Raw genomic sequence first — 19,744 nt, 5'->3', positions numbered from 1 at the left:
CCTTGTACGACGGCGATGCGCTGTCCACGGACGACCCCTCCCAGCATGACCAACCAGAAGATCATCCCACCCGGTCAGTCAACGTGACAGTGCCGACCGGACAGCCCATGTCCCTCGCGACGGCCAGCGGCAGGGCCCCGATCGAGGCGGGCTGGTCGACCACGACCAGCACCGTTCCGTGCTTGACCTGGAGCTTCGCGAACAGCTCGCGGAGCTTGGGTTCGGTGTTGGGGCAGGCGTTTATCGAAGGCTTTCTTCCCGCCCGGGGTGACGGCGGTGGCGTGATGTTCGCCCTTGCCGACGTCCAGGCCGAGGAAGACGTCGATGTCGCTGGTGTCGATCACGTGCAGGCCCCTCCGGTCACGCTTTTCGTCCGGCCTGCCAGGGCACCGAGCTGCCCGGCGCTGGGAGATCGAGCTCGTCTTCGACGAGATCAAGACCCATCAACGCGGCCGGCCGGTCGTCAGGTCTCATACACCGGACGGCGTGCGGCAGGAGATCTACGCGCACCTGATCGTGCACCACGCCACCCGGGACCTGCTGGACGAGGCCGCCCGCCTGCACCGCAGCACTGCCGAGCGGACCTCGTTCACCCGGGCCCTGCACGTCGTCCGTCGCTCGGTGATCTCACCGAGCGGCTTTTCCTCCCTCGGCCCGCCATCGGGACCGACGCCTTGGACTCTCCGAGATCGGCCGCAGCCTGCTGCCCCGCCGAAGATCCCGTGATTGCCCTCGCAAGGTCCGGTCGTGCATTACCGGCTACGCCAGCAAAGCCCCCGGTGAACCCGCCAGTAGCCGCCGCCCACCGACCGTCGTCACCCTGAACCACCGGTGGCACGACCACTAAAAGCAACGGCATTGTCATCAACAACAAGGGGGGAAGTCATGCCGGACCCGAAGGCCGGGCCCCATTGCGGAGCCACGAAAAAGTGACGGGGGGACGGAGCCCGGGAGGCTACCCGTCGTTGGGTCTCGCCCTCTACGCTCGTGATCATGACAAACGGATTCAGCGACCAGTTCCTGCTCGAGGCGGAACGGCACTCCGTCTGGGGCGCCGCTCAGCTCGAGGCGCTCATGGAGTTCCTGCCCGAGGCGCCGTGGAGCGCGGACCTGCCGACGTGTTCGTACCAGCAGGGGGAGGTGCAGCTACGGGTCGGTGTCCTTGGGACGTACGACATGGAGGGGGGGTCCTGGCTGTGGGGCTGGGCAAATCCGGGGCTCGGTGGGAGTGAGGTCGTGGCGTTGTCCGCTGCCGTGGCACGGTACGGGCAGGCGCACGGGATTCCTGAGTTCACCACTGAGGAACTCGATCTGTCCGGGTTCGACGATCCTCGGCGGGCCGCCGAGATGCTGGCCTTCGCGGGGATGGGGGTAGCCAACACTCCCGGGTACATCGGGCAGCCCGCCGGGCCCGGCACCCAGGTGTACTTCCTGCCCGACGACCCGAAGGTGCCGAGCGCCGAGCTCGATCCGGTCGCCCTGCCGCGCGTGCTCATGGCCGGGGTCTCACTCATCGGGCGTTCGCCGCGGCAGGCCGTCACGGGGTACTTCGAGCACCACGGGGTGCCGCAGCGCGTGGAAGGCGACCGGCTGATCGCCGATCTGCCGACCGGGAACGCCGCCGCTGTCTCCTTCGACCGGATGGGGCGGATCGGCAACATCCGGCTCACGGTCAGCGGCTGACTCGGGGGCAGTGCCGTCGAACGTTTCCTCGGGACGCCGGCAGTACCGTCGCCTCAACCGTGGCGGCGACCGTCAGGCCACGGCTACCCGCGGCTGCGGTCACCGTACGGCTGATGGTCGTCAGCGCCGACGACGGGACGCCATGAACAGGCAACGGAGCTCCTTGCGGGACAAGCTGTCTTGGACGACTGCCTGTACCCACGAGCTCCGTTGCTTCACGTCGAGACCTCGTCAACATCCCTTGTGTGACCAGCAGAAACGCTAACTACCCGGCCTTGGGGGAGCTTCAACCGGGTTGCAGCTACATTGCCGGGCCCGGCTCATGCTCGCCGGCGGGAGTTCCAGGCTTGAGGATGACGGAGGTGTAGTGGTTGGGGAAGAAGTACGAGTAGGACAGGCTTTCGTCGATGTTGCCGAACTCATTGCTCATCATGGACATCAGCGCTGTCGTGCGGGTGCCGTCGCTGGCATAGGCGGTGAACGTTTGGTTGGGTGGCAACCCGGTGGCTCCGATGGTGACTTCGTTGAGGCCTGGGAGTGCCCGGATCAAAGCCGTGCCCTGGCCGGAGCTACCGGAGACGCGCAGGGGGAGGTTCTGCGTGCGCATGCCCAGACCTTGCCGGCCCAGGTTTTGTGTGCTGGTGGCCGGAGTGCTGCGCGCCACGTACACCAGCGCCATGGGCGACTGGCCGATGGGGAGGGTCTTGATCACCGAGTTTGTTTTCGTGTCGATGACGTCGACCGCGTCGGAGTTCTGCAGTGCGACGTAGATCCTGGTGTTGTCGGGGCTCGGCCAGATGCCGTGGGGACCGTGTCCGTTGTTGTGGATGGTCTTCACCAGCGTGGGCGCCGCCCCGGTTTTTGATCGGCGGTACACCAAGGTCTCGTTCAGTCCGCCTACGGTCATGTAGGCGTAGTCGATGCCGCCGACCGTGACGAAGTTGGGGTGGTTGGTGCGCGGCCCCGTGTTCAGCACCGCCTCCACACGCAAGGTGCGTGCATTGACCACAGCGGTGGTCCGGCCGTTGGTGGGCATACCGAGCCAGATGTCCCGGCCGTCGGGTGAGATGGCCTCGTCGGAGGACCCGCCTGCCTGCGCGGGGATCTGCACGCGCTTGATGATCTTGTGGGAGGCCACATCGATCTGGTCCAGCCGCGAGGCGCGCAGGTGGTTGACGTAGGCGAATTTGCCGTCGGGGCTGAAAACCACCTTCGATGGCCCGTCCTCGGTGTGGATCCGGTCGACCTCCTTGCCGGCCCGCCAGTCGATCACCGAGATGTAGTCCTGGCCGCGCACCGCCACCCACAGGCGCGTGCCGTCCGGCGAGAAGAACCCCTCGTGCGGCGCCCGGCCGACGTACATGGTGCGCACTACTTTGTTGGTTGCGGTGTCAATGATATGGACGGCGTTGGTGGTCACGTCGATCACGTCGAGCCACTTTCCGTCCCGGGAGAAGCCCAGGCCGTGCACGTCGATCTCCCCGTCGTACATCGCCCCCAGCACGTCCGCGCTGGGACTCAACCGCGGCTTGCCCAAGGCGATCGTGCCCAGCACCTTGTTCGTCGCCGGATTGACGACACTCACCGTGTTGGAATCCTGGTCGGCCGTGTACACCCGGTCGTTCCCCGAGATCTTCTGCGCCCCGGACAGCGCCGGAGCTTGGATCAGCGTGCCATGCACTGGCGGGCTGGCGTTCGACTCCACTATGGGTCCCAGCGCCGGATCCAGTTGGGAGGCTGCAGGTTCCCGCGCCCCGGACGTCGTACAACTGGCGAGCGATGCGCACACGACCGCCGCCGCGAGCGCGCGGACCAAGCTGGGTATGGAACCCATGTTCACTCCTTGTGGTCACGTCACCGGCCGCGGATCACCGCGTCGAAAGCTGCCGCCGGCGGCGCTTGGTTTGTGGGGACCGTGCCGCGTGGCATGAGAGGTCGCGGCCGGGACCGGTTGCTGCGTTCATCGAAGGCCGTCGGCGAGAGCAGCACCTGTCATCGCGGCGCCAAGGTCACCTCTTCCGAACGCGGTCACGCATTCCCGGACGTGTGACCGACGACGCCTGATATCGGTCGCCTGAACACTCGTCGGACCGTCAAGGAATCTAGCGGACATTTTCGACATGTTCACCTCGGCCGGAGGTTTTCACTCGGACGACCCATCTGCCTGCAAACGGCGGACGAACCCACGGCGGTTCAGGCTTCGCAGGTGTACGCCGAACGAATTCACGCTGGTTCACGGCGGGCCGACCACAACTGCGCGGCAGGCCTTGCCGGCGCGGCGGGTGGAAAGCGAGGTCGGCTCGCTCGGGGCGGTCGGGAGGGCGAGTTCGGGTTCGGGAGCCTCCCGCACCAGCGATCGCAGCCAGCGCTCCGCCTCCTCCGCCGCGAGTCGCTGCAGCGGATCTCGGCGCAGGAACGACTCGATGACGGGGTGCAGCGGTCCGCACTCCTCGGCGAACGCGGGCGCCTCGGAGCACACCATGGTCAGCAGTTCCTCCGCGTCCTCCTCCGGATAAGGGGCGCGGCCGTCGACGCACCGGTACAGCAGAGCCCCCAGTGCCCACAGATCGGTTGCGGGACCAATGGGGGGCGCGGACCGCCAACGGGGGCGGCCTGCTCGGAAGCCCACCGCTCGGTGATGGCTTACACCGGGATCCGCCGGGTCTCCCGGGCACGCCAAGCTTCGAGTGCCGTGGCCGGGCCCGTGGAACATCACGGTGCCGCGCTCCGGCGGCAAACACGGGGCGCCCGGAGCTCTGGCGGGCGGGAGCGTCTGCCCGCTCTGCCGCTTCTGCGGCCGAGGCGCGCGCTCCCGCAGAGCTGGGAGACGCCGAACGCGCGGAGGAGACCTTCCGATACGCCGCCGTCTTCGAACAGAGCGGGCCCGGCGGTCCGACCGACGTCGATGCCTTCGGCTTCCCGGAGAGACGATTCCGACTTCACGAGAGCGGAACCCTCACAGTCCTTGGCCGCACAAGTCAGGCTCGGCGGGTCCAGGAGGCGGCACTCCGCCTCTACCCGAGAAGAACCGGTTTCGATCCGTCACTGCTCAACTTCGAGGCGGTCCTATGCCTGGCGCATGACCGCAGCCCGACCGAAGCGTGCCAGCTGGCCAGTGATGTGCTCCTTTGCGAATCGGACACGGTTCGACCAGGGTCCGAAGAGCACGGGGCCTGGTAGGAGTTCGCGCGGATAGGCGTGGTGGAGGATCTCGGCTGCAGAACGGGCGCAGCCGCGCCCTGCTCAACGAGCGCGGCCTGCACGGCCGCGTCGCACACAAGAGGGAGAAGGCGCCCGTCCAGGCCAGCCAGCGTTGGTACGTGGAGCGCGCTCACGCCTGGCAGAACGCCTTCCACCGCCTCGCCCGCTGCTACGAGCGGCGCGCCCCTGCCATCGACGCGTTCTTCGACCTCGCCGACACGATCATCACCGCGCGTAGCCTGATCCGACAGGCATGGACGACTCACCGCCAGGCCGAACGCCCGAACCGCAGACCATGACCACACGCCAACCCGCGCGGGCTCTCACTCGCGGGGTCTCCTGACGGTGTGGCGGGCACGTATGTGTGAGGACTCAGCGGCGGTGGCCTTGGACGACGACCAGTCGCAGCAGGATGAAGCGCACCACGGTCACCAGAGCGAAGCTGGGTACCAGCACCAGGGTCTCTCGTGCAGGTGAGGCGGTGGGCCGGTAGTGGTGGAAGAACAGGACTGCTCCGGATGTGACCAGGTACGCCAGGACGAACAAGGCGCCTGCCGCAAGGTGCGCCTGGACCGCATGGACCCGAGAGCCGCGGAAGGTCAGCCGCCGGTTCGCCTCGGTGTTGAGGACGGTGACGACGCCGAGCGAGGCGAGATTGGCCACGAGAGGAGGCGACCAGTGGCGCAGCACCCAGTACAGCAGGGCTTGACCGGCTGTGGAGGCGACGCCGATCACGGCGAACCAGCCGGCCTGCCTGGTCAGGGTGGCGTGGCCGGGCCGGTCGGAGGCGCTGTGCCGTGCGCTGCGGCGTCGCACCTTTCCATCATGACCCGGGGCACGGGGACCTGAGGGACTGCCTGAAGCAGTTGTTCGGCCGTTCGGCTGTTGACAGACACCCGCATGCACCTCAGGCCCGGTCAGCCGGCCTGGCCTGTGTCAGCTTGTGAATGTCTTGTCTGTCAGGCACGGGGCGAGGCATGGCACCGCCCCGTCGTAGGGGCCGCTCAGCGACTGGAGGAGAGGGCCGATGGAAAGTGGCGGACGGCAGTCGGGTCCGGCACCGTCCGGTGGGCCGCAACGCCGGGGATCGGACGGAGAGCGCACGCGGGCGTGGCATGAGCGCATGGAGGCTGCTCTGGCGGCTGCCACCGCACGTACCCGGGCGACAGCGCGACGCATCGGCCAGATGCCCCCGCCACCGGGGCCGTTCCGTCCCGGGTTCTGGCGTAGTCCGATCCGCGGGCCCTGGCTGACCTCGGTGTTCGGCCTGGTGCTGCTGATCGGCATCCCGCTGCTGTTCGTCACCGGACTGCTCTCCTACGCCTCCTACAACCCCGGGCTGAGCCCCCTCAATGACAAGACTCCCGACAAAGGCGTGCTGGGCTTCTATCTGTTCAGCTGGCCCACGCACCCGTACTGGCTGTACCGGCTGCTCCAGGGCGTGCACGTGACGCTGGGCATGGTCCTTGTGCCGGTGCTGCTGGCCAAGTTGTGGTCGGTGATCCCCAAGCTGTTCGAGTGGCTGCCGGTGCGCTCCGTCGCCCATGGACTGGAGCGGCTCTCTTTGCTGATGCTGGTCGGCGGGGTCATCTTCGAGTTCGTCACCGGCATCCTCAACATCCAGCTCTACTACGTCTTCCCTGGCTCGTTCTATCGTCTGCACTTCTATGGCGCCTGGGTGTTCATCGCCGCCTTCGTCGTCCACGTATGCCTCAAACTCGGCCGGATGACACGTGCCCTGCGCTCTCGCAGCCTGAGTGCCGAACTGCGCACCGACCTGGCCCGCACCCGGCCGGAGCCCCCGGACCCCGACGGCTTGGTGGCAGCCGCCCCCGCCCCGGCGACGATGAGCCGCCGCGGCGCGGTGGGCATGGTGGGAGCGGGATCGCTGCTCCTCCTCGTCATGACCGCCGGACAGAGCATCGGCGGCCGGCTGCGCGGCACGGCGCTCCTCGCACCGCACAACCGCGATCCGGGCAGGAGCCCGAACGGCTTCCAGATCAACAAGACGGCGGCGGCCGTTGGTGTCACTCCCGCGCTCGTCGGACCGGACTGGCGGCTGGAGGTTCACGGACGCGGAGCGCCACTGGTCTTCACCCGCGAGCAACTCCTGGCCATGCCGCAGCATGCCGCCGCACTGCCGATCGCCTGTGTGGAGGGATGGTCCACCGACGACCAGCACTGGAGCGGCCTACGGCTGGCCGACCTCGCCGCCATGACCGGCATGTCCGGCGCCGGAAGCGTCCTGGTCGAATCCATCCAACCGCCCGGCCCGTTCACCAGAGTGGTGCTGCGGGGCAACCAGATCCACGACCTCCGAGCGCTGCTCGCCCTCCGCGTCAACGGCGCACATCTCTCGCTCGACCACGGATACCCGGCCCGCATCATCGTCCCGGCCAACCCCGGCGTGAACAACACCAAGTGGGTCCACCGGCTCACCTTCAGGGCGTGACCATGGCACGAATCGTCCGCTGGTACGGCTCCGGCCCCCTGCACCTTCTCGTCCTCATCGCCTCGTTCGCCCTCACCGGCTACGCCATGGTGCGCCTGTTCGCCGTCCGGCCGCTGGAGGTGGCGATCTGGTTCGTCGGTGCCGCCATCCTCCACGACCTGATCCTGCTGCCCCTGTACTCGCTGGCCGAGTTGTCGGCACTCTCCGTACTACGGCATCGCGCTACCGTCGGACCGGCGGTGCCGTGGATCAACTACCTGCGCGTCCCCGCCTTCCTGGCCGGTCTGCTCCTGCTGGTCTGGTTCCCCCTCATCTTCCGACTGGCGGTCCCCTACCCCGGTTACACCGGGTTGTCCTACGACGTCTACCTCGGCCGATGGCTGGCGATCACCGGCGTGCTCTTCGCCGCCTCCGCAGTGGCCTTCGCGATCAGGCTTCGCCGCGTCCGGCGGGCCGCCCGCGCCGACGAGGAACGCCCACCGCCCGACCCCAACGGCCCCCCGTGACGACCGAGGAGAACCGACCCGCACGCCAGGACCCCTACGCACTGGCCCTGCGGACCGGCGGCGGGCCGGTGTACTTACGGCTAACGGACGGACGGTGGACCTGGTTGCCGGTGCACCGCTGGTACGCACAACCCACCAGGGCCGACGAAACCCTGCTGGAGCGCTGCGCCGGCCCCGTCCTGGACGTCGGCTGCGGGCCGGGCCGGCTGTGCAGTGCACTCCTGCACCAGGGCATCTTCGCCGTCGGCATCGACGTTGCCCCGCGGGCGGTCGCCCGCACCATCGCTCTCGGTGGGACGGCACTGTGCCGGTCGGTGTTCGCCCCCCTTCCTGGTGAGGGAGCTTGGCAGACCCTCCTGCTGGCCGACGGGAACATCGGTATCGGCGGCGACCCCCGGGCCCTGCTCCGACGGTGTACACAGCTCATCGCACCGACGGGTGTCCTGCTCGTCGAGGTCGAGCCGATCGACGTCGCAGAGCGCTGTACCGCATGGGTGGAAGACACCCATGGCCATCGGGGTCCGCCGTTTCCCTGGGCACGTCTCGGCGCACCGGCGCTCCGCCGCATCGCGGCAGAACTCGGCCTCGGCGTCACCGACGAGTGGCAGGGCGATCACCGGAGTTTCCTTGCACTGAGCCCTCAGTGCACTGCCCGGGGGGCGTCCCAACCGACGCGGGATCGGCGATCCGGTTGCGAGGACATCGGTCGGGCTCCGGTGACTAACGAACAGGGGGCCTCGCCGGATCGTGGCACTCCGCCATGACAACAACGGCGGCGGGAGGTCCGGCCCGCCGATGGTGCCGCTTGAGTGAGGTCAGTCCGCTGCGCAGGGAGGTTGTGATGGATCACCGACCGGCACCTGATGTGGGCCTGCCCCGATGGCGGTGGCTCAGACCGTCCTGGCCGAGTCCGGGGCAGACGGGCTGCGGTCGGTGAGCGCGCGACCGATCGGTGACCATGCCCTGCTGTCCGACTGCCGCTCGGCCGCCCTGGTCACCTCCGAGGGCTCGGTGGACTGGCTGTGCCTTCCCCGCTTCGACAGCCCGGCGATCTTCGCCCGGCTCCTCGACGAGGACGCCGGCCACTGGTCCATCCGTACCGCCGGACCCGCCGACGTCAGCCGCCGCTACGCCGAGGAGACCCTCGTCCTGGAGACGACCTTCCGGGCAGCTGGAGGCACGGCAGTTGTACGCGACGCGCTCGCCCTGGGACGGCGCGAGCGCGGACACGCACTCGGCGAGGCCTCCCCTGGAATTTTGCTGCGTCAGGTCACCTGCACCGAAGGACAAGTGACCCTCGACATCGCCTACGCGCCACGCCCGGAGTTCGGGCTGATCCATCCGCTCCTGACACCGGTCCGGGGCGGGCTCGCGGCGTACGGCGGCGCCCACGTGCTCCTGTTGTCCAGCCCCGTCGAGCTGACGGTAAGCGGTTCCACCGCGCACGGCCGGTTCACCCTGCGGGCATCGGACCGCCTCGGCTTCGCATTGCATGTCGGGCCGGCGTGGGGAAGCGAGCCGGTGCGCTGGCGGGCGGGGCGCGTCCGGCGGCGCCTGAACGACACCGCCGAGGGCTGGCGCTCGTGGTCCCGGCAGCACCGGGGCTACATTGGCCCCTGGCAGAAAGAGGTGGCACACAGCGGACGCGTGCTGCGGGGGCTGACCTTCGCCCCTACGGGAGCCATCGTGGCCGCGGCCACCACCTCACTGCCCGAACGCCCCGGCGGCACACGCAACTGGGACTACCGCTACACCTGGGTCCGCGACGCGAGCTTCACCCTCCAAGCACTCGCCACCGCCGCCTGCGAGAAGGAGAAGGACAAGTTCTTCGGCTTTCTCGCCCGCGCCGCGGCAACCCAGCTCCACCGCGGCGTGAACCTGCAGATCATGTACGGCATCGGCGGTGAACACGACCTCAGCGAGCGGCTGCTGCCCCACCTGGCCGGCTGGCGCGACAGCACCCCCGTGCGCACCGGGAACGACGCCTGGCGCCAACGCCAGCTCGACGTCTACGGCGAACTCCTCGACGCCGCCCACGAGACCCTCCCAACCGGAGAGCGCCTGGACCCACCCACCCGCGCCTTCCTGGTCGAGGCGGCCGACACGGCCGCCCGTCGCTGGACCGAGCCCGACCAGGGCATCTGGGAGAGGCGCGGACCGAGCAGACACTTCCTGCACTCGAAACTGATGTGCTGGGTCGCCCTGGATCGCGCCATTGCCATGGCCCCGGCGCTTCAGGCCGACGAACGCCTGCCCCACTGGCGGCATGAGCGGGACAACATCCGCCAAGCAGTGGAAGAGCGCGGCTGGAACGCCGGATTGGGGGCCTTCGCCCAGGCGTTCGGCAGTGACGAGCTGGACGCATCGGCGCTGATGCTGCCCATCGTCGGCTTCCTGCCTCCGCACGACCCGCGCGTTCTGTCGACGGTGCTGGCCGTCGCCACCCACCTCACCGACCGCAACGGCCTGGTCCGCCGCTACCTCGGCGACGAGATCGAGGAAGCGGAAGGAACCTTCCTGCTGTGCACCTTCTGGCTCGCCCAGGCTCTCGCCCTGACCGGTCATGTCGTCCATGCACGGCAGGTGTTCCAGACCGCCCTCGCACACGCCAACGATGTCGGCCTGCTCGCCGAGGAAACCGACCCCGTCACGGGAGAGGCCCTCGGCAACTTCCCTCAAGCCTTCAGCCACATCGGACTCATCAACGCCGCCCGCGCCATCCGCGATGCCGGGCAGCAACCCGCACCGCAAGGAACCGAACACCGGTCCCCGGCATGGACGACTGCCGCGTGTACGCCTTCAGGGGGAGTGTCGATCAACGGCTCTGTTCCTTAGTGGGTGGTGACGGCAGGTGTCTGGCGTCGTTGACGTTGATGCCAACTCCCTTGTGGCAACGGTGTTTTGAGGGCCACCGGCACTGGTGATCGATGATGTGGCGGACGACGGCGAGGTGATCCGGGCCTTGGCCCGGACCAGGGATGTTCCCTTTCCCTGCCCGATGTGCGGGGTGCCGACGGGGAAGGTGCACGGATACCACGTCCGGACGGTTGCGGATGTGCCGGTCGATGGCCGCCGGGTCGTGGTCAACGTCCGGGTACGACGTCTGGTCTGCCCGGTCCTGGGCTGCCGGCGGCAGACCTTCCGCGAGCAGGTCCCTGGGCTGATCGAGCGCCTTCAGCGCCGCACCACGCGTCTGACCAGCCAGGTCTCGGGGGTGGTCAAGGAGTTATGCGGCCGCCCGGCTCCCCCGGATACTTTCGACGCGGTCATGGCGGTGCCCAACACCGTCTCCCGGAGTGCCCTGGGCGCCTCGGTACGCCGCCGCCGGTGCGCCCTCGTGCGCGAGGAGAATGCACGGCCATCTCTCGCCAGGCCCCGAACCAGGCCGAGCCCACCCCATACCGGTAGAACATCGGCGATCCGAAGAGGTTTGCCGTCGACCGCGCGCTCTCCAGCCGCATCTCGGTGCCCGTCAGGGGAATCCGCTCGACGAAATCCCGCTTGCCGTCGATGTCCAGCTCCGCCGACCTGCCGCCGATGCCGGACCCGAGCGGGTCGGCGGCGGCCACGACCTCGCCGAGCCTGGAGTCGAACGCGTGAACTATTCGGCGCGGTTATTGGTGGGCGCAATGGGGAGCCCGGGCTCGCTTGAGGTCGAGAGTGAGACTGCCGATCACGGCCGTGCTGTCGGGCAGGGTGAGCGTGTAGCCCCACGACTCGCGGGTCGGTAGCACGTTGATGTCGTCAGGCCGTGGTGAATACCAGCACTAGCCGGAGATCCGCCGTGCTCAGGCGTGGCTTTATGGCGTGAGGGCGGGGGAGTGTCGGCCGTTGGCTGGGTTGTACTCGGGCTCTCCGCTTTCGAGTACGCGGAGCAGGGAGGCGGTGACTACGCGCGTCCCACGGCCGACCTGGAGCACGCGGCACGGGAACTGGCCGCGGCGGACGAGGTCATAGCCTTTTGCGCGGGAGAACCCGAAGACTTTGGAAGCCTCTGCCACGCTGCTGATTCCACCCCAGGTGGCACGGATGCGCATGGGGCTGTACGCGGCATTCCCGGCATGTGCATCGGCGGTTACTGGGCTCACGCGGCGGCTCCTGGGGTAGTGACGCGTTCTGACGCGGTGAACGGGTCGATCTCTGCGGACACAAGTGGCTCTCCGCTCGACGAGGCATCAAGTTGTCTGCTCGAGGCGACGACGAGGTATCCATCGTGCGCAGGAACGCCGGTTTGGCCAACCGGCGTTCCCGGGCTATGTTGCCCAGCTCTCCGATCGACGTCGTGCCGATGCCGCAGCCGCTCCTGATGGGGATGGCGCATTTTGGCCGTGGTGATGGAGTCCCACTTCAGCGACTGGCGCGATGTCGCACCACGACGCAAATCCAACAAACTTGCAGGTCGTAAGGGTCCCAATATTCTGGAGTTGGACTTCCAGTTTCCCCGCGCTGGAAAAGAGCTGGGCAATCCGAACCGTCCTCACCTGTCACCAGCCCTCGTAACCCGCACCGTGCTTGGTGGGTGCTGGATAGCGGTAGGCCCCGGCGGGGTCTCCTATGCGGCAGCCCTGCGGAAGGTCGAGTGGGTACGGGAGAGCGATCCGTGCACACACTTCTTTCATGGTCCTGAGGCCGCTTACGGAAACAATCCTGTGCCCACCCGGCGTTGATGATCTCTGAACCGAGGAGGGGAAGGTGTCGGGCCTGAAGTTGTTCCGTACGAACACGACGAACAGCGGCGAGACGGAGGTCATGCCGCGTCTTGCTGAGGTTGAGGCGGATGTGCAGGGTCTCGTCGAGGCGCACATGGCGACGCTGCTGGCCGTCCGTTTCCTGGTGAGCGAGTACAGCACCGGGCCGGTTCGCGACGGCCGGATCGACTCGCTCGGTCTCGACGAGAATGGGTCGCCGGTCATCGTCGAGTCTACCGACCGCAGGTAGTCCTGCCCGTGATGTCCGTCTGGGACTGTGACCAGGTCGTCCCGGGCTTGTTTACCGACCGTGTCCGGGACGTCTGTCATGTTCTGGAGTCGGTACGGAGGACGAGTGGCACGGCATGTGGTGGTCGGGGACTTGCGGGTCCAGCGGATCGAGCGGAAGGACGGGCAGCGGTCGTGGACGATCGTGTGGCCCGAGGGGACGGTCCATGCGGAGGCGGACCGGTTCCTGCGTCTGCACGATGGTTCGGGAACGCAGAGGACGTACGCGTATCTGCTGGTGGACCATCTGCGGTGGCTGGAGCGGGAGTGCCTGGCCTTCGCCGCAGTCCAACTACGAGACCTGGAACGGTACATGCGCATGGTCGGTGCCGAGGTCCGCATGCCGCTCGGCGAGCCGTGGCGGGTCGGCAAGCGCCCCTACGGGCGCTCCGCGTTGTCGACCGCGGCGGCGTGCCTGAAGGGCTTCTACCTACATCAGTCCTCCCTCGGCATCAACGGCGAGCTCGGCAAGAAGCTCGATAAGTCGAGGCTGCCGTCGCGGGTGGACCGACGACGTTCGTTCCTCGGGCATGTGAAATCGTCTTTGCCCACCAACCCGCTGGCGCCGAAGGGTCCGCACCGCCGGCATCCGAAGATGCTTCCGGACGGCGCCCGGGAGAGGCTGCTGGAGACGGTGAACGCCGCCCGGGACCGGCTGGTGGTCACCTGGCTCGCCGACGGCGGGCTTCGCATCGGCGAGCTCTGCGGACTCCACCTGGTCGACCTGCACCTACGCGAGAACGCGGCCTGCGGCGAGTGCCGCACCCCTCACCTGCACGTCTGCCACCGGCCCGGCAATCCGAACCGCGCCGAAGCCAAGAGCAAGCACCCCTGGCGGGTCGAGCACGGCGTCGTGACCGGCGGGCTGATCAAACGGGTCAGCCCCGCGATGGTGCACGCCTACTTCGACTACGTCACCACCGAGTACCCGCGCGGCGCCGGGCACGGCATGCTCCTGGTCCAGCTGCATGGCGCCGATACCGGACAGCCGTGGGCGCCGGTCGGGGCCCGGCGGATGCTCGGCCGGGCCGGGAAGCGCGCCGGTCTGGGGCTGGTGAAACCCCATTCCTTTCGGCACTCGTTCACGTCTGCGGTTCTCGACGCCGCCGACGGCAACTTGTTGATCGCCCGGGACGCCGGCGGCTGGGCCTCGGCCGCGATGGTGGATGAGGTCTACGGACACGTCGATGTCCACGACCCGGTCTTCGACGCCGCCCTGCGCACGGTCTGGGGTGAGACGAAGTGACGGCGCCGTCGCTGCTGCCGCAGCAGGATGCCCGCACGCGACGGGACCGGCTGGAGGTGCTCACCGCGCTGATGAACGGGCCCGAGTTCGACCCGGTGCTGCGCGGCGGGGTGCTGAAGATCCCGCCGACGCACGCGGTCTATCCGTGGAGCTGCACGGTCGTCGACTGCGAGCGGCCCCGCTGGCGGCGCTACGCGATGTGCTCGGTGCACGCCGGGCAGTGGCAGGAGGCGGAGGCGTGCGGCATGAGCCGGGCTCAGTTCCTGCGGACCGCGGAGCCGCTGCCGGCCACGGAGATGCCGGAGGCGATGATGTGCCGGATCTGCCCGCAGTGTCCGGCTTTCAGCCTGCAGCTGGTGCTGTGCTTCCGGCACCGCAACCGGTGGCTGAGCCACCTGAAGCGGCACCCCGAAGGACTTCTGAACGAGGGGGAGTTCGAGCGGTGGCTGGCCGACCAGCCGTCGCTGCCGGGCTACGGTGAGTGCCGCGCGGACGTGTGCGACGAACTGGCCGCCTCGCCGCTGGGGTTGTGCGGCGCGCACGAGCGCGGCTACATCCGGGCCGGGCGGCCGGGCAGGGCGACGCTGCCGAAGAACTTCTTTTCCAGCTACGAGCGCCGTGGTCGCCCTGTCCCGGTGACCTGCGAGGACGAAGTCGCCTTCCGTGCCTGGTGCCGCGCACAGCTGCCGGTGCACCGCACCGGAACGGTTAACCTGCGCGGGCTGCGGCCTCTGCTGCGGGCGGAGTTGCAGTGGGGCATGTATGTCCACGGCCTGCAGCCCGTCGCCGTGTGGCACCTGACGTGGGTGCAGTCACTCGCGGACGAGTGCCAGCGCCGCGACGTGGCGTCCCTGGCCGGCCTGGATGCGTCCGTCTTCCGCCGCGCCTACCACCAGCGCATGGTCCAGGAGGTGCAACAGGCCCTGCGGAAGATCTACTTCACCCCCTCCGACACCCGGGATGCCGGCTACATCGAGACCGAGCACTTCGGGGTGCGCTTCCCCCACCGCTCCAGCTACGTCGACCTGACCTGCATCACCCAGCGGTGGCTACGCGACCTGTTGTGGGATCACATCGCCGACGTGCTGCGCTCGCCCACCTGCCCGCGCAGCGCGCAGCCGGTGGACTTCGTGCGCCGCGCCGGCGCCGAACTGTCCGCGTTTTTGGAGGCGGAGGCGCCGGGCGGCGGCCACGACCCGTCCGTCCTGCGCGGCGAGCACGTCCACCGCTTCGTTGCGGACCTGCGCAACCGCGAACGCCTCGGCATGGCCTTCCGCGGCCAGGCCCGCCTGGACGGCAAAAGGGCGAAGGTCACCGAGAACTCGCGCCGGATGGTGTTCAACTACGGCCGGGCCCTGCTGCGCGGCGCGCTGGACAGCGGCAGCGCCGAGAGAATCGGCCTGGACCGCGCCTTCATCGCCGCCATGCCGGTCGGCGGCCCGGGCACGCCCCGCAGCCGCAACCCCTTCCCCGACGAAGTCGCCCGGGCGCTTGCGGACGACGCCAACCTGCAGCAGCTCGCCGACGGCTACGACCCGCACGACCGGGGCCTGCGGGATATGTGGGAGACCATCATCGTCACCGGCCGGCGCGCCAGCGAGGTCATCCAGCTCCGCCTGGACTGCGTCGGCCGCTACGGCGGGCTGCCCCTGCTTTGGCACGACCAGACCAAGGTCGGCAACCTGAACGCGGCCGTCCGCATCCCCGACCCGCTTCTGGACCGGCTCGAAGAACGCCGCCGCAAGACCCTGACCCGGTTCGCCGACCGGCACGCCGGCCGCCCACCCACTGCTGCCGAGCGCGCTCACCTGGCCCTGTTCCCCACCGACATCCTCAACCCCGACGGCCGCCGCGCATTGTCCTACACCTGGTTCCACACCGGCTTCCGCAGCTGGATCGCCGACCTTGACCTCGGCGGTCACTACGTCGCCCACCAGGCCCGGCACACCCTGGCCACCCGGCTGCTGCGGCACGGCGCGAGCCTGACGCACATCCGCCGCTACCTCGGCCAGGTCTCCGACCGCATGGCCGAGCACTACGTCCACCTGACCCAGTCGGACCTGGACAACGTCCTCCAGCAGTCGCCGGACCCGGCACCGCCCACCCCGGAGAACCCCTAACCGGCGACACCACCCCGCTCACCCGCGAGCAGGCCCAGGCCCTGGCCATCGACCTGTCTCGCCGCAGCACCCCCGCCGAGGGCGGATTCTGCACCTTCCAGCCCGTCGTCGACGGCGGCGCCTGCCCCTTCAGCCTCGACTGCCACAACTGCGACAAGTTCGTCCTCTCGGGCGCCGACCTGCTCTACTGGCGGCGCAAGCGCGAGCAGTGGCGGCTGCTGGCCGAAGGCGCCCCCGACGACGCCACCGCCGACTACCTCCATCGCTACTTCGAGCCCACTGCCCGCGCCATCGACGGCCTGGAAAAGGCCCTGGCCGGCCTCGGCCTCCTCGACGACGCCCTCGCCCTGGACCTGCGCAAACCCCAGGACTACTTCCATCGCGTGTGGTCCACCGCCTTCCGCGCCGCCGACCTCGCCGACGCGGGCAGCGACGAGCCGGACGAGTACAGCGATACGCGCACAGCCGACGGCGACGACCCCGAACAGGAAGCCGCATGAACACCGCCATCGTTCCCGAACCCCGCACCGCGGCGGCCTTGGCCGCCCGCCGCCGCAACCCTTGAGCGCGTCCTCCAGGCCATCGCCCGGCTCCGACGCGAGAAAGCCCAGGTCAGTGTCGCCGCCGTCGCCCGCCGAGCGGACGTCTCGCGTACCTTCCTCTACGACAACGTCGAGGCCAGAGCCGCAGTCGCCGCAGCGATGACGCAGGCCAGCGAACACCAATCCGGCACGCTCGCTGAACAGGGCGACGAACGCGAGGCGACCTGGCGCGAACGCGCCCTGAACTCCGAGGACGCCCTCAAGGCCGCCCACACCGAGATCCTCACCCAGCGCACTCGGATTGGCGAACTCCTGGGCCGGATACGCGACTTGCAGGACGAATGGACCGAGGGCGCTATCCAGCGGATCACGACCGAGAACACCACCCTCAAACAGCGCGTCCGGCAACTGACGGCCGACAACCGCACTCTCGACGAACGGCTCAAGGCCGCCCGCGCCAACCTCCGCTTCCAGGACCGGCGCGTCGCCGACCTCGAAGCCCGCATCGCCGAACCGGCACCGGAGTCCTGATCCTCCCGCCCAGCCACTTCACGGCCCGTCCTCCCTCCCGGTGGACGGGCCGTCCCATGAGACGTCCCAGGCGAGTTACAGCAACAGTGTTGGGGCTCTCTGAAAATGGGTCTGGGCGGAATTTCGTGACGGTCACGATCGCCGTTCGGGATGATCAGCTGTATGGAATGGGAATGTGCAGGTCATGTCCGTGGTGGAACAGCTCTCCCTTCCGAAGGCGACCGGATGGGTGCTCGACCGGTTCACCCAAGCGGACGACATGGTTGTGGTCGAAGTGCCTGAAGCGTTTCGTCTACCGGTTGCGTTCGGAGAAACGGCATGGTCGGTGCAAGGCACGCATAATCTTGAGCCTGTTGGGGACATCCGTCGATCACCGGGGGAGCGATGGCAACGGAGCGGGTCAGAAAGCGACGCCTGCGGCAGGTGCGACCCGCCTGGCAAGTACCAGGGGCCCCGGGCAAGAATCACGACGCCGTGGGCGGCTGGTGCACGGCGGGACTAGTGGTCCGAGGACGTCCGGACGGGCTGCACGGATACGACGTGGAAACCGGTGAACCCCGCTGGTCCTGGATCGCTCCTGACCGCAGGCTGCTTCTCGCCATGAGCCGCACGGCCGCGAGCGGGGTGGGCCTGGTCGTCCACGCCGACGAGAACGGCCCGGGTGACTGGGGCGCCGATTGCACCGTCACCGCTATCAGCACCGAAGACGGCAACGCTTTGTGGTCCGTTCCCTATGACTTCAGCAACGAGCCGTGGAGGTACGACTATGACCGATTCGTCGGCGCCATCGCACTTGCCCCAGACCGGGCCGTCGTCCTGGCACAGGGAAGTCCCACGGCCCACGCTCTGCACAGCGGGAACACCGTCTGGCCGCCGATCGCACCCCTGAAGGGCGACGGCCGGCTTGCCGTCTGTAGGCACGGCATCGTCCAGATCGGTCTCGCCGACGGCCACGTCACCGTCCGGTGCCTCGACGCCGCCGAGGGCGCCATCCGATGGGAGAGCAGGCCGTCCACCGACGGACCCGTCGGCGAGGTCCACCTGCTGCATGAGGATCCCCTCGCCATCCACGTGCTGGGAAAGGGGCGCCGCGCGCCGGAAGAGATGCTGCTGGTCCTCGACGGCGAGGAAGGGCGGCCGACGGCCCGGATACCGGTCCACGGCCCACACGGTGAGCTGCGCGTCGAGTCCGTCGAGTCCGCGTACGGCCTGCTGGACGACCGGCCCGTGACGGCCGTGCGGGACTTGCTGGTTGTCATGGTCCGTCCCCTGGGCGCCTACAGGGACCATCTGACCGCGTTCGCCCTTGATGACGGAACGCCGCGTTGGACGTGGCAGTCCAAGGGAACGATCCACGGCGTCTTCTCGCTCGGCGACAGCGTCGTGGCGGTAAGCCAGTGGGAATCCTCGGAGGGGCCGGACGAAACCGTCCATGTTCACCAGCTCAACGGCGCCACCGGCGCGGTGACTGCGGTGCGTCGGCTGCATGGATACCAGGCCGGTATGCGCGGCCGGTATTACCTCGATAGGGACCAGCACCTGGTCCGCGTTGCGCGCTGGGGTGAAGCGACCTGGCATCCGGTCCAGATGTTCCGGTTGCGCTGACACGAAGGCCAGGGCCGCGAGCAGCACGGAGTCGGTCCCCGTACGAGCATGACGAGAGCATTTCCGCCCCGATCCGTGATGGCCAGGGGCGGCGATCGTGACCGTCCCGGCATGTCGACCAGAGCCTTTTCCAGGGAGCCCCAACAACGGCCACAACTCCCCGTCGCGGACATGTAGTCTATGAGTCGTCGCAGTTCAGAGCCGGTTCACGAGCTCCTGCGGTCGGTAAAGTCGAGTACAAGCGCGGTACCGACGCTGACCTGTCATCAACCAGGGCCTCTTCTACATGGCCTGGCTGATGAGCCACAAGGACGCCATCCGAAACCTGGTTCGCGGCCGCCTCGGGGCGACGGCCGCCTCCCAGATCCTGTGGAGCGCACCTCGGCTGATCTGCGTGGCCGGCGACTTCACCCGATACGACGCGCACGCCGTACGTGAGCACCAGCGCTCGATCGACCTGGTCCGCTACCGGTACTTCGGCAGCGACCACTTCGGCCTCGGTCACGGGGCACTCGGCTGAGGCCAAGTGGGTACGCCGCCGTACGACCGGGGCGCCGTCGGGTCGGCACCAGGGCGGCGCGATGGCCGAGCTGGCTGCAGCGGTCGACGAGGCCCTCGTCGGTCTCGGAGATGGCGTCACCCGGTACAGCGCAAGCAGTACCGGGCCTATCAGGCTGCGGAACTTCGCCTGCCTCATACCACCGCAGCAGGCCAAGGTGCTGGTCTACCTGAAGGCGGATCCGACGGCAGTGGACCTGGCGCCCGGCTTTACCCGGGACGTGACCGGGCTAGCTTGATCTTTAACCTCGGAGGTCGAACGACTCGTCGTACTTGATCACTCGGACTGGTAACTGCCGTACGTGCAGGCGGCCTTCGGCTGAG

The 19,744-nt window shown here is 68.5% G+C and carries 14 protein-coding genes and 6 pseudogenes; 14 read left to right on the top strand and 6 right to left on the bottom strand.

The genetic code is table 11. From position 1 onward, the window contains the following. Positions 1 to 94: 94 nt before the first annotated feature. Positions 95 to 341, bottom strand: a pseudogene (locus ACIPEK_RS44245) (transposase); the annotation flags it as partial. Between ACIPEK_RS44245 and ACIPEK_RS44240 the strand changes: the two are divergent. After that, positions 325 to 726, top strand: a complete 402-nt coding sequence (locus tag ACIPEK_RS44240; RefSeq protein ID WP_402008283.1) for a transposase — start codon at positions 325 to 327, stop codon at positions 724 to 726. The pseudogene ACIPEK_RS44245 and the gene ACIPEK_RS44240 overlap by 17 nt on opposite strands. A gap of 267 nt (positions 727 to 993) precedes the next feature. Beyond that, complete coding sequence (locus tag ACIPEK_RS44235) at positions 994 to 1,683, top strand: DUF6882 domain-containing protein (RefSeq protein WP_189282391.1); 690 nt, start codon at positions 994 to 996, stop codon at positions 1,681 to 1,683. 301 nt (positions 1,684 to 1,984) lie between these two features. Here the strand turns inward: ACIPEK_RS44235 and ACIPEK_RS44230 are convergent, their stop codons facing one another. Both ACIPEK_RS44230 and ACIPEK_RS44225 read right to left on the bottom strand, forming a co-directional pair. Further along, positions 1,985 to 3,517 carry a hypothetical protein gene (locus tag ACIPEK_RS44230; RefSeq protein WP_402008281.1) on the bottom strand — a complete coding sequence of 511 codons (1,533 nt, stop codon included), beginning with the start codon at positions 3,515 to 3,517 and terminating at the stop codon, positions 1,985 to 1,987. A gap of 399 nt (positions 3,518 to 3,916) precedes the next feature. Then, positions 3,917 to 4,312 (bottom strand): hypothetical protein, encoded by a 396-nt coding sequence (locus ACIPEK_RS44225; protein WP_402008279.1) that lies wholly within the window; start codon positions 4,310 to 4,312, stop codon positions 3,917 to 3,919. A gap of 592 nt (positions 4,313 to 4,904) precedes the next feature. Here ACIPEK_RS44225 and ACIPEK_RS44220 point away from each other — a divergent pair. Continuing rightward, a pseudogene (locus ACIPEK_RS44220) lies at positions 4,905 to 5,183 on the top strand (IS5/IS1182 family transposase); the annotation flags it as partial. 73 nt (positions 5,184 to 5,256) lie between these two features. Here ACIPEK_RS44220 and ACIPEK_RS44215 read toward each other — a convergent pair. Continuing rightward, positions 5,257 to 5,700 carry a GtrA family protein gene (locus ACIPEK_RS44215; protein ID WP_329832171.1) on the bottom strand — a complete coding sequence of 148 codons (444 nt, stop codon included), beginning with the start codon at positions 5,698 to 5,700 and terminating at the stop codon, positions 5,257 to 5,259. A gap of 370 nt (positions 5,701 to 6,070) precedes the next feature. Here ACIPEK_RS44215 and ACIPEK_RS44210 point away from each other — a divergent pair, with 370 nt between their 5' ends. The 5 genes and pseudogenes from ACIPEK_RS44210 to ACIPEK_RS44190 all read left to right on the top strand — a co-directional run. Then, positions 6,071 to 7,336, top strand: a complete 1,266-nt coding sequence (locus ACIPEK_RS44210) for a molybdopterin-dependent oxidoreductase (protein WP_402008289.1) — start codon at positions 6,071 to 6,073, stop codon at positions 7,334 to 7,336. A 2-nt stretch (positions 7,337 to 7,338) separates the two neighbouring features. Continuing rightward, positions 7,339 to 7,842, top strand: a complete 504-nt coding sequence (locus tag ACIPEK_RS44205) for a hypothetical protein (RefSeq protein WP_402008287.1) — start codon at positions 7,339 to 7,341, stop codon at positions 7,840 to 7,842. Next, the gene (locus ACIPEK_RS44200) at positions 7,839 to 8,606 is read left to right on the top strand and encodes a methyltransferase domain-containing protein (protein ID WP_329832170.1); all 768 of its coding nucleotides are present in this window, start codon (positions 7,839 to 7,841) and stop codon (positions 8,604 to 8,606) included. The genes ACIPEK_RS44205 and ACIPEK_RS44200 overlap by 4 nt, the downstream gene beginning before the upstream one ends. Before the next feature lie 115 nt (positions 8,607 to 8,721). Next, complete coding sequence (locus ACIPEK_RS44195; RefSeq protein ID WP_402008276.1) at positions 8,722 to 10,677, top strand: glycoside hydrolase family 15 protein; 1,956 nt, start codon at positions 8,722 to 8,724, stop codon at positions 10,675 to 10,677. An 82-nt stretch (positions 10,678 to 10,759) separates the two neighbouring features. Continuing rightward, positions 10,760 to 11,086 (top strand): annotated as a pseudogene (locus ACIPEK_RS44190) (transposase family protein); the annotation flags it as partial. A 103-nt stretch (positions 11,087 to 11,189) separates the two neighbouring features. Here the strand turns inward: ACIPEK_RS44190 and ACIPEK_RS44185 are convergent. Further along, positions 11,190 to 11,432: pseudogene (locus ACIPEK_RS44185) on the bottom strand (protein kinase family protein); the annotation flags it as partial. 1,102 nt (positions 11,433 to 12,534) lie between these two features. On the opposite strand from ACIPEK_RS44185, the pseudogene ACIPEK_RS44180 reads away from it, so the two are divergent. The 3 genes and pseudogenes from ACIPEK_RS44180 to ACIPEK_RS44170 form a co-directional block, all read left to right on the top strand. Beyond that, positions 12,535 to 12,762 (top strand): annotated as a pseudogene (locus ACIPEK_RS44180) (transporter); the annotation flags it as partial. A 123-nt stretch (positions 12,763 to 12,885) separates the two neighbouring features. After that, a complete protein-coding gene (locus ACIPEK_RS44175) occupies positions 12,886 to 14,064 on the top strand; it encodes a tyrosine-type recombinase/integrase (protein WP_402008275.1) in 1,179 nt (392 codons plus the stop codon). Then, positions 14,061 to 16,184, top strand: a complete 2,124-nt coding sequence (locus tag ACIPEK_RS44170) for a tyrosine-type recombinase/integrase (RefSeq protein WP_402008273.1) — start codon at positions 14,061 to 14,063, stop codon at positions 16,182 to 16,184. Before ACIPEK_RS44175 ends, ACIPEK_RS44170 begins: the two co-directional genes overlap by 4 nt. Here ACIPEK_RS44170 and ACIPEK_RS44165 read toward each other — a convergent pair. Beyond that, the gene (locus tag ACIPEK_RS44165; RefSeq protein WP_402008271.1) at positions 16,181 to 16,564 is read right to left on the bottom strand and encodes a hypothetical protein; all 384 of its coding nucleotides are present in this window, start codon (positions 16,562 to 16,564) and stop codon (positions 16,181 to 16,183) included. The two genes, ACIPEK_RS44170 and ACIPEK_RS44165, sit on opposite strands and share 4 nt — an antisense overlap. 201 nt (positions 16,565 to 16,765) lie before the next feature. Between ACIPEK_RS44165 and ACIPEK_RS44160 the strand changes: the two genes are divergently transcribed. The 3 genes and pseudogenes from ACIPEK_RS44160 to ACIPEK_RS44150 form a co-directional block, all read left to right on the top strand. Next, on the top strand, positions 16,766 to 17,257 hold the full coding sequence (locus tag ACIPEK_RS44160) for a DUF6262 family protein (RefSeq protein WP_402008285.1): 492 nt from the start codon (positions 16,766 to 16,768) through the stop codon (positions 17,255 to 17,257). 540 nt (positions 17,258 to 17,797) lie between these two features. Continuing rightward, positions 17,798 to 18,862 carry a PQQ-binding-like beta-propeller repeat protein gene (locus tag ACIPEK_RS44155; protein WP_402008269.1) on the top strand — a complete coding sequence of 355 codons (1,065 nt, stop codon included), beginning with the start codon at positions 17,798 to 17,800 and terminating at the stop codon, positions 18,860 to 18,862. Between the two features lie 230 nt (positions 18,863 to 19,092). Then, a pseudogene (locus tag ACIPEK_RS44150) lies at positions 19,093 to 19,653 on the top strand (transporter); the annotation flags it as partial. Positions 19,654 to 19,744 lie beyond the last annotated feature (91 nt).

Origin of the sequence: Streptomyces sp. NPDC088246 (genome assembly GCF_044741025.1) — a bacterium.
Classification (GTDB): Bacteria; Actinomycetota; Actinomycetes; order Streptomycetales; family Streptomycetaceae; genus Streptomyces.
This window is presented reverse-complemented; position numbering and strand designations above follow the sequence as displayed.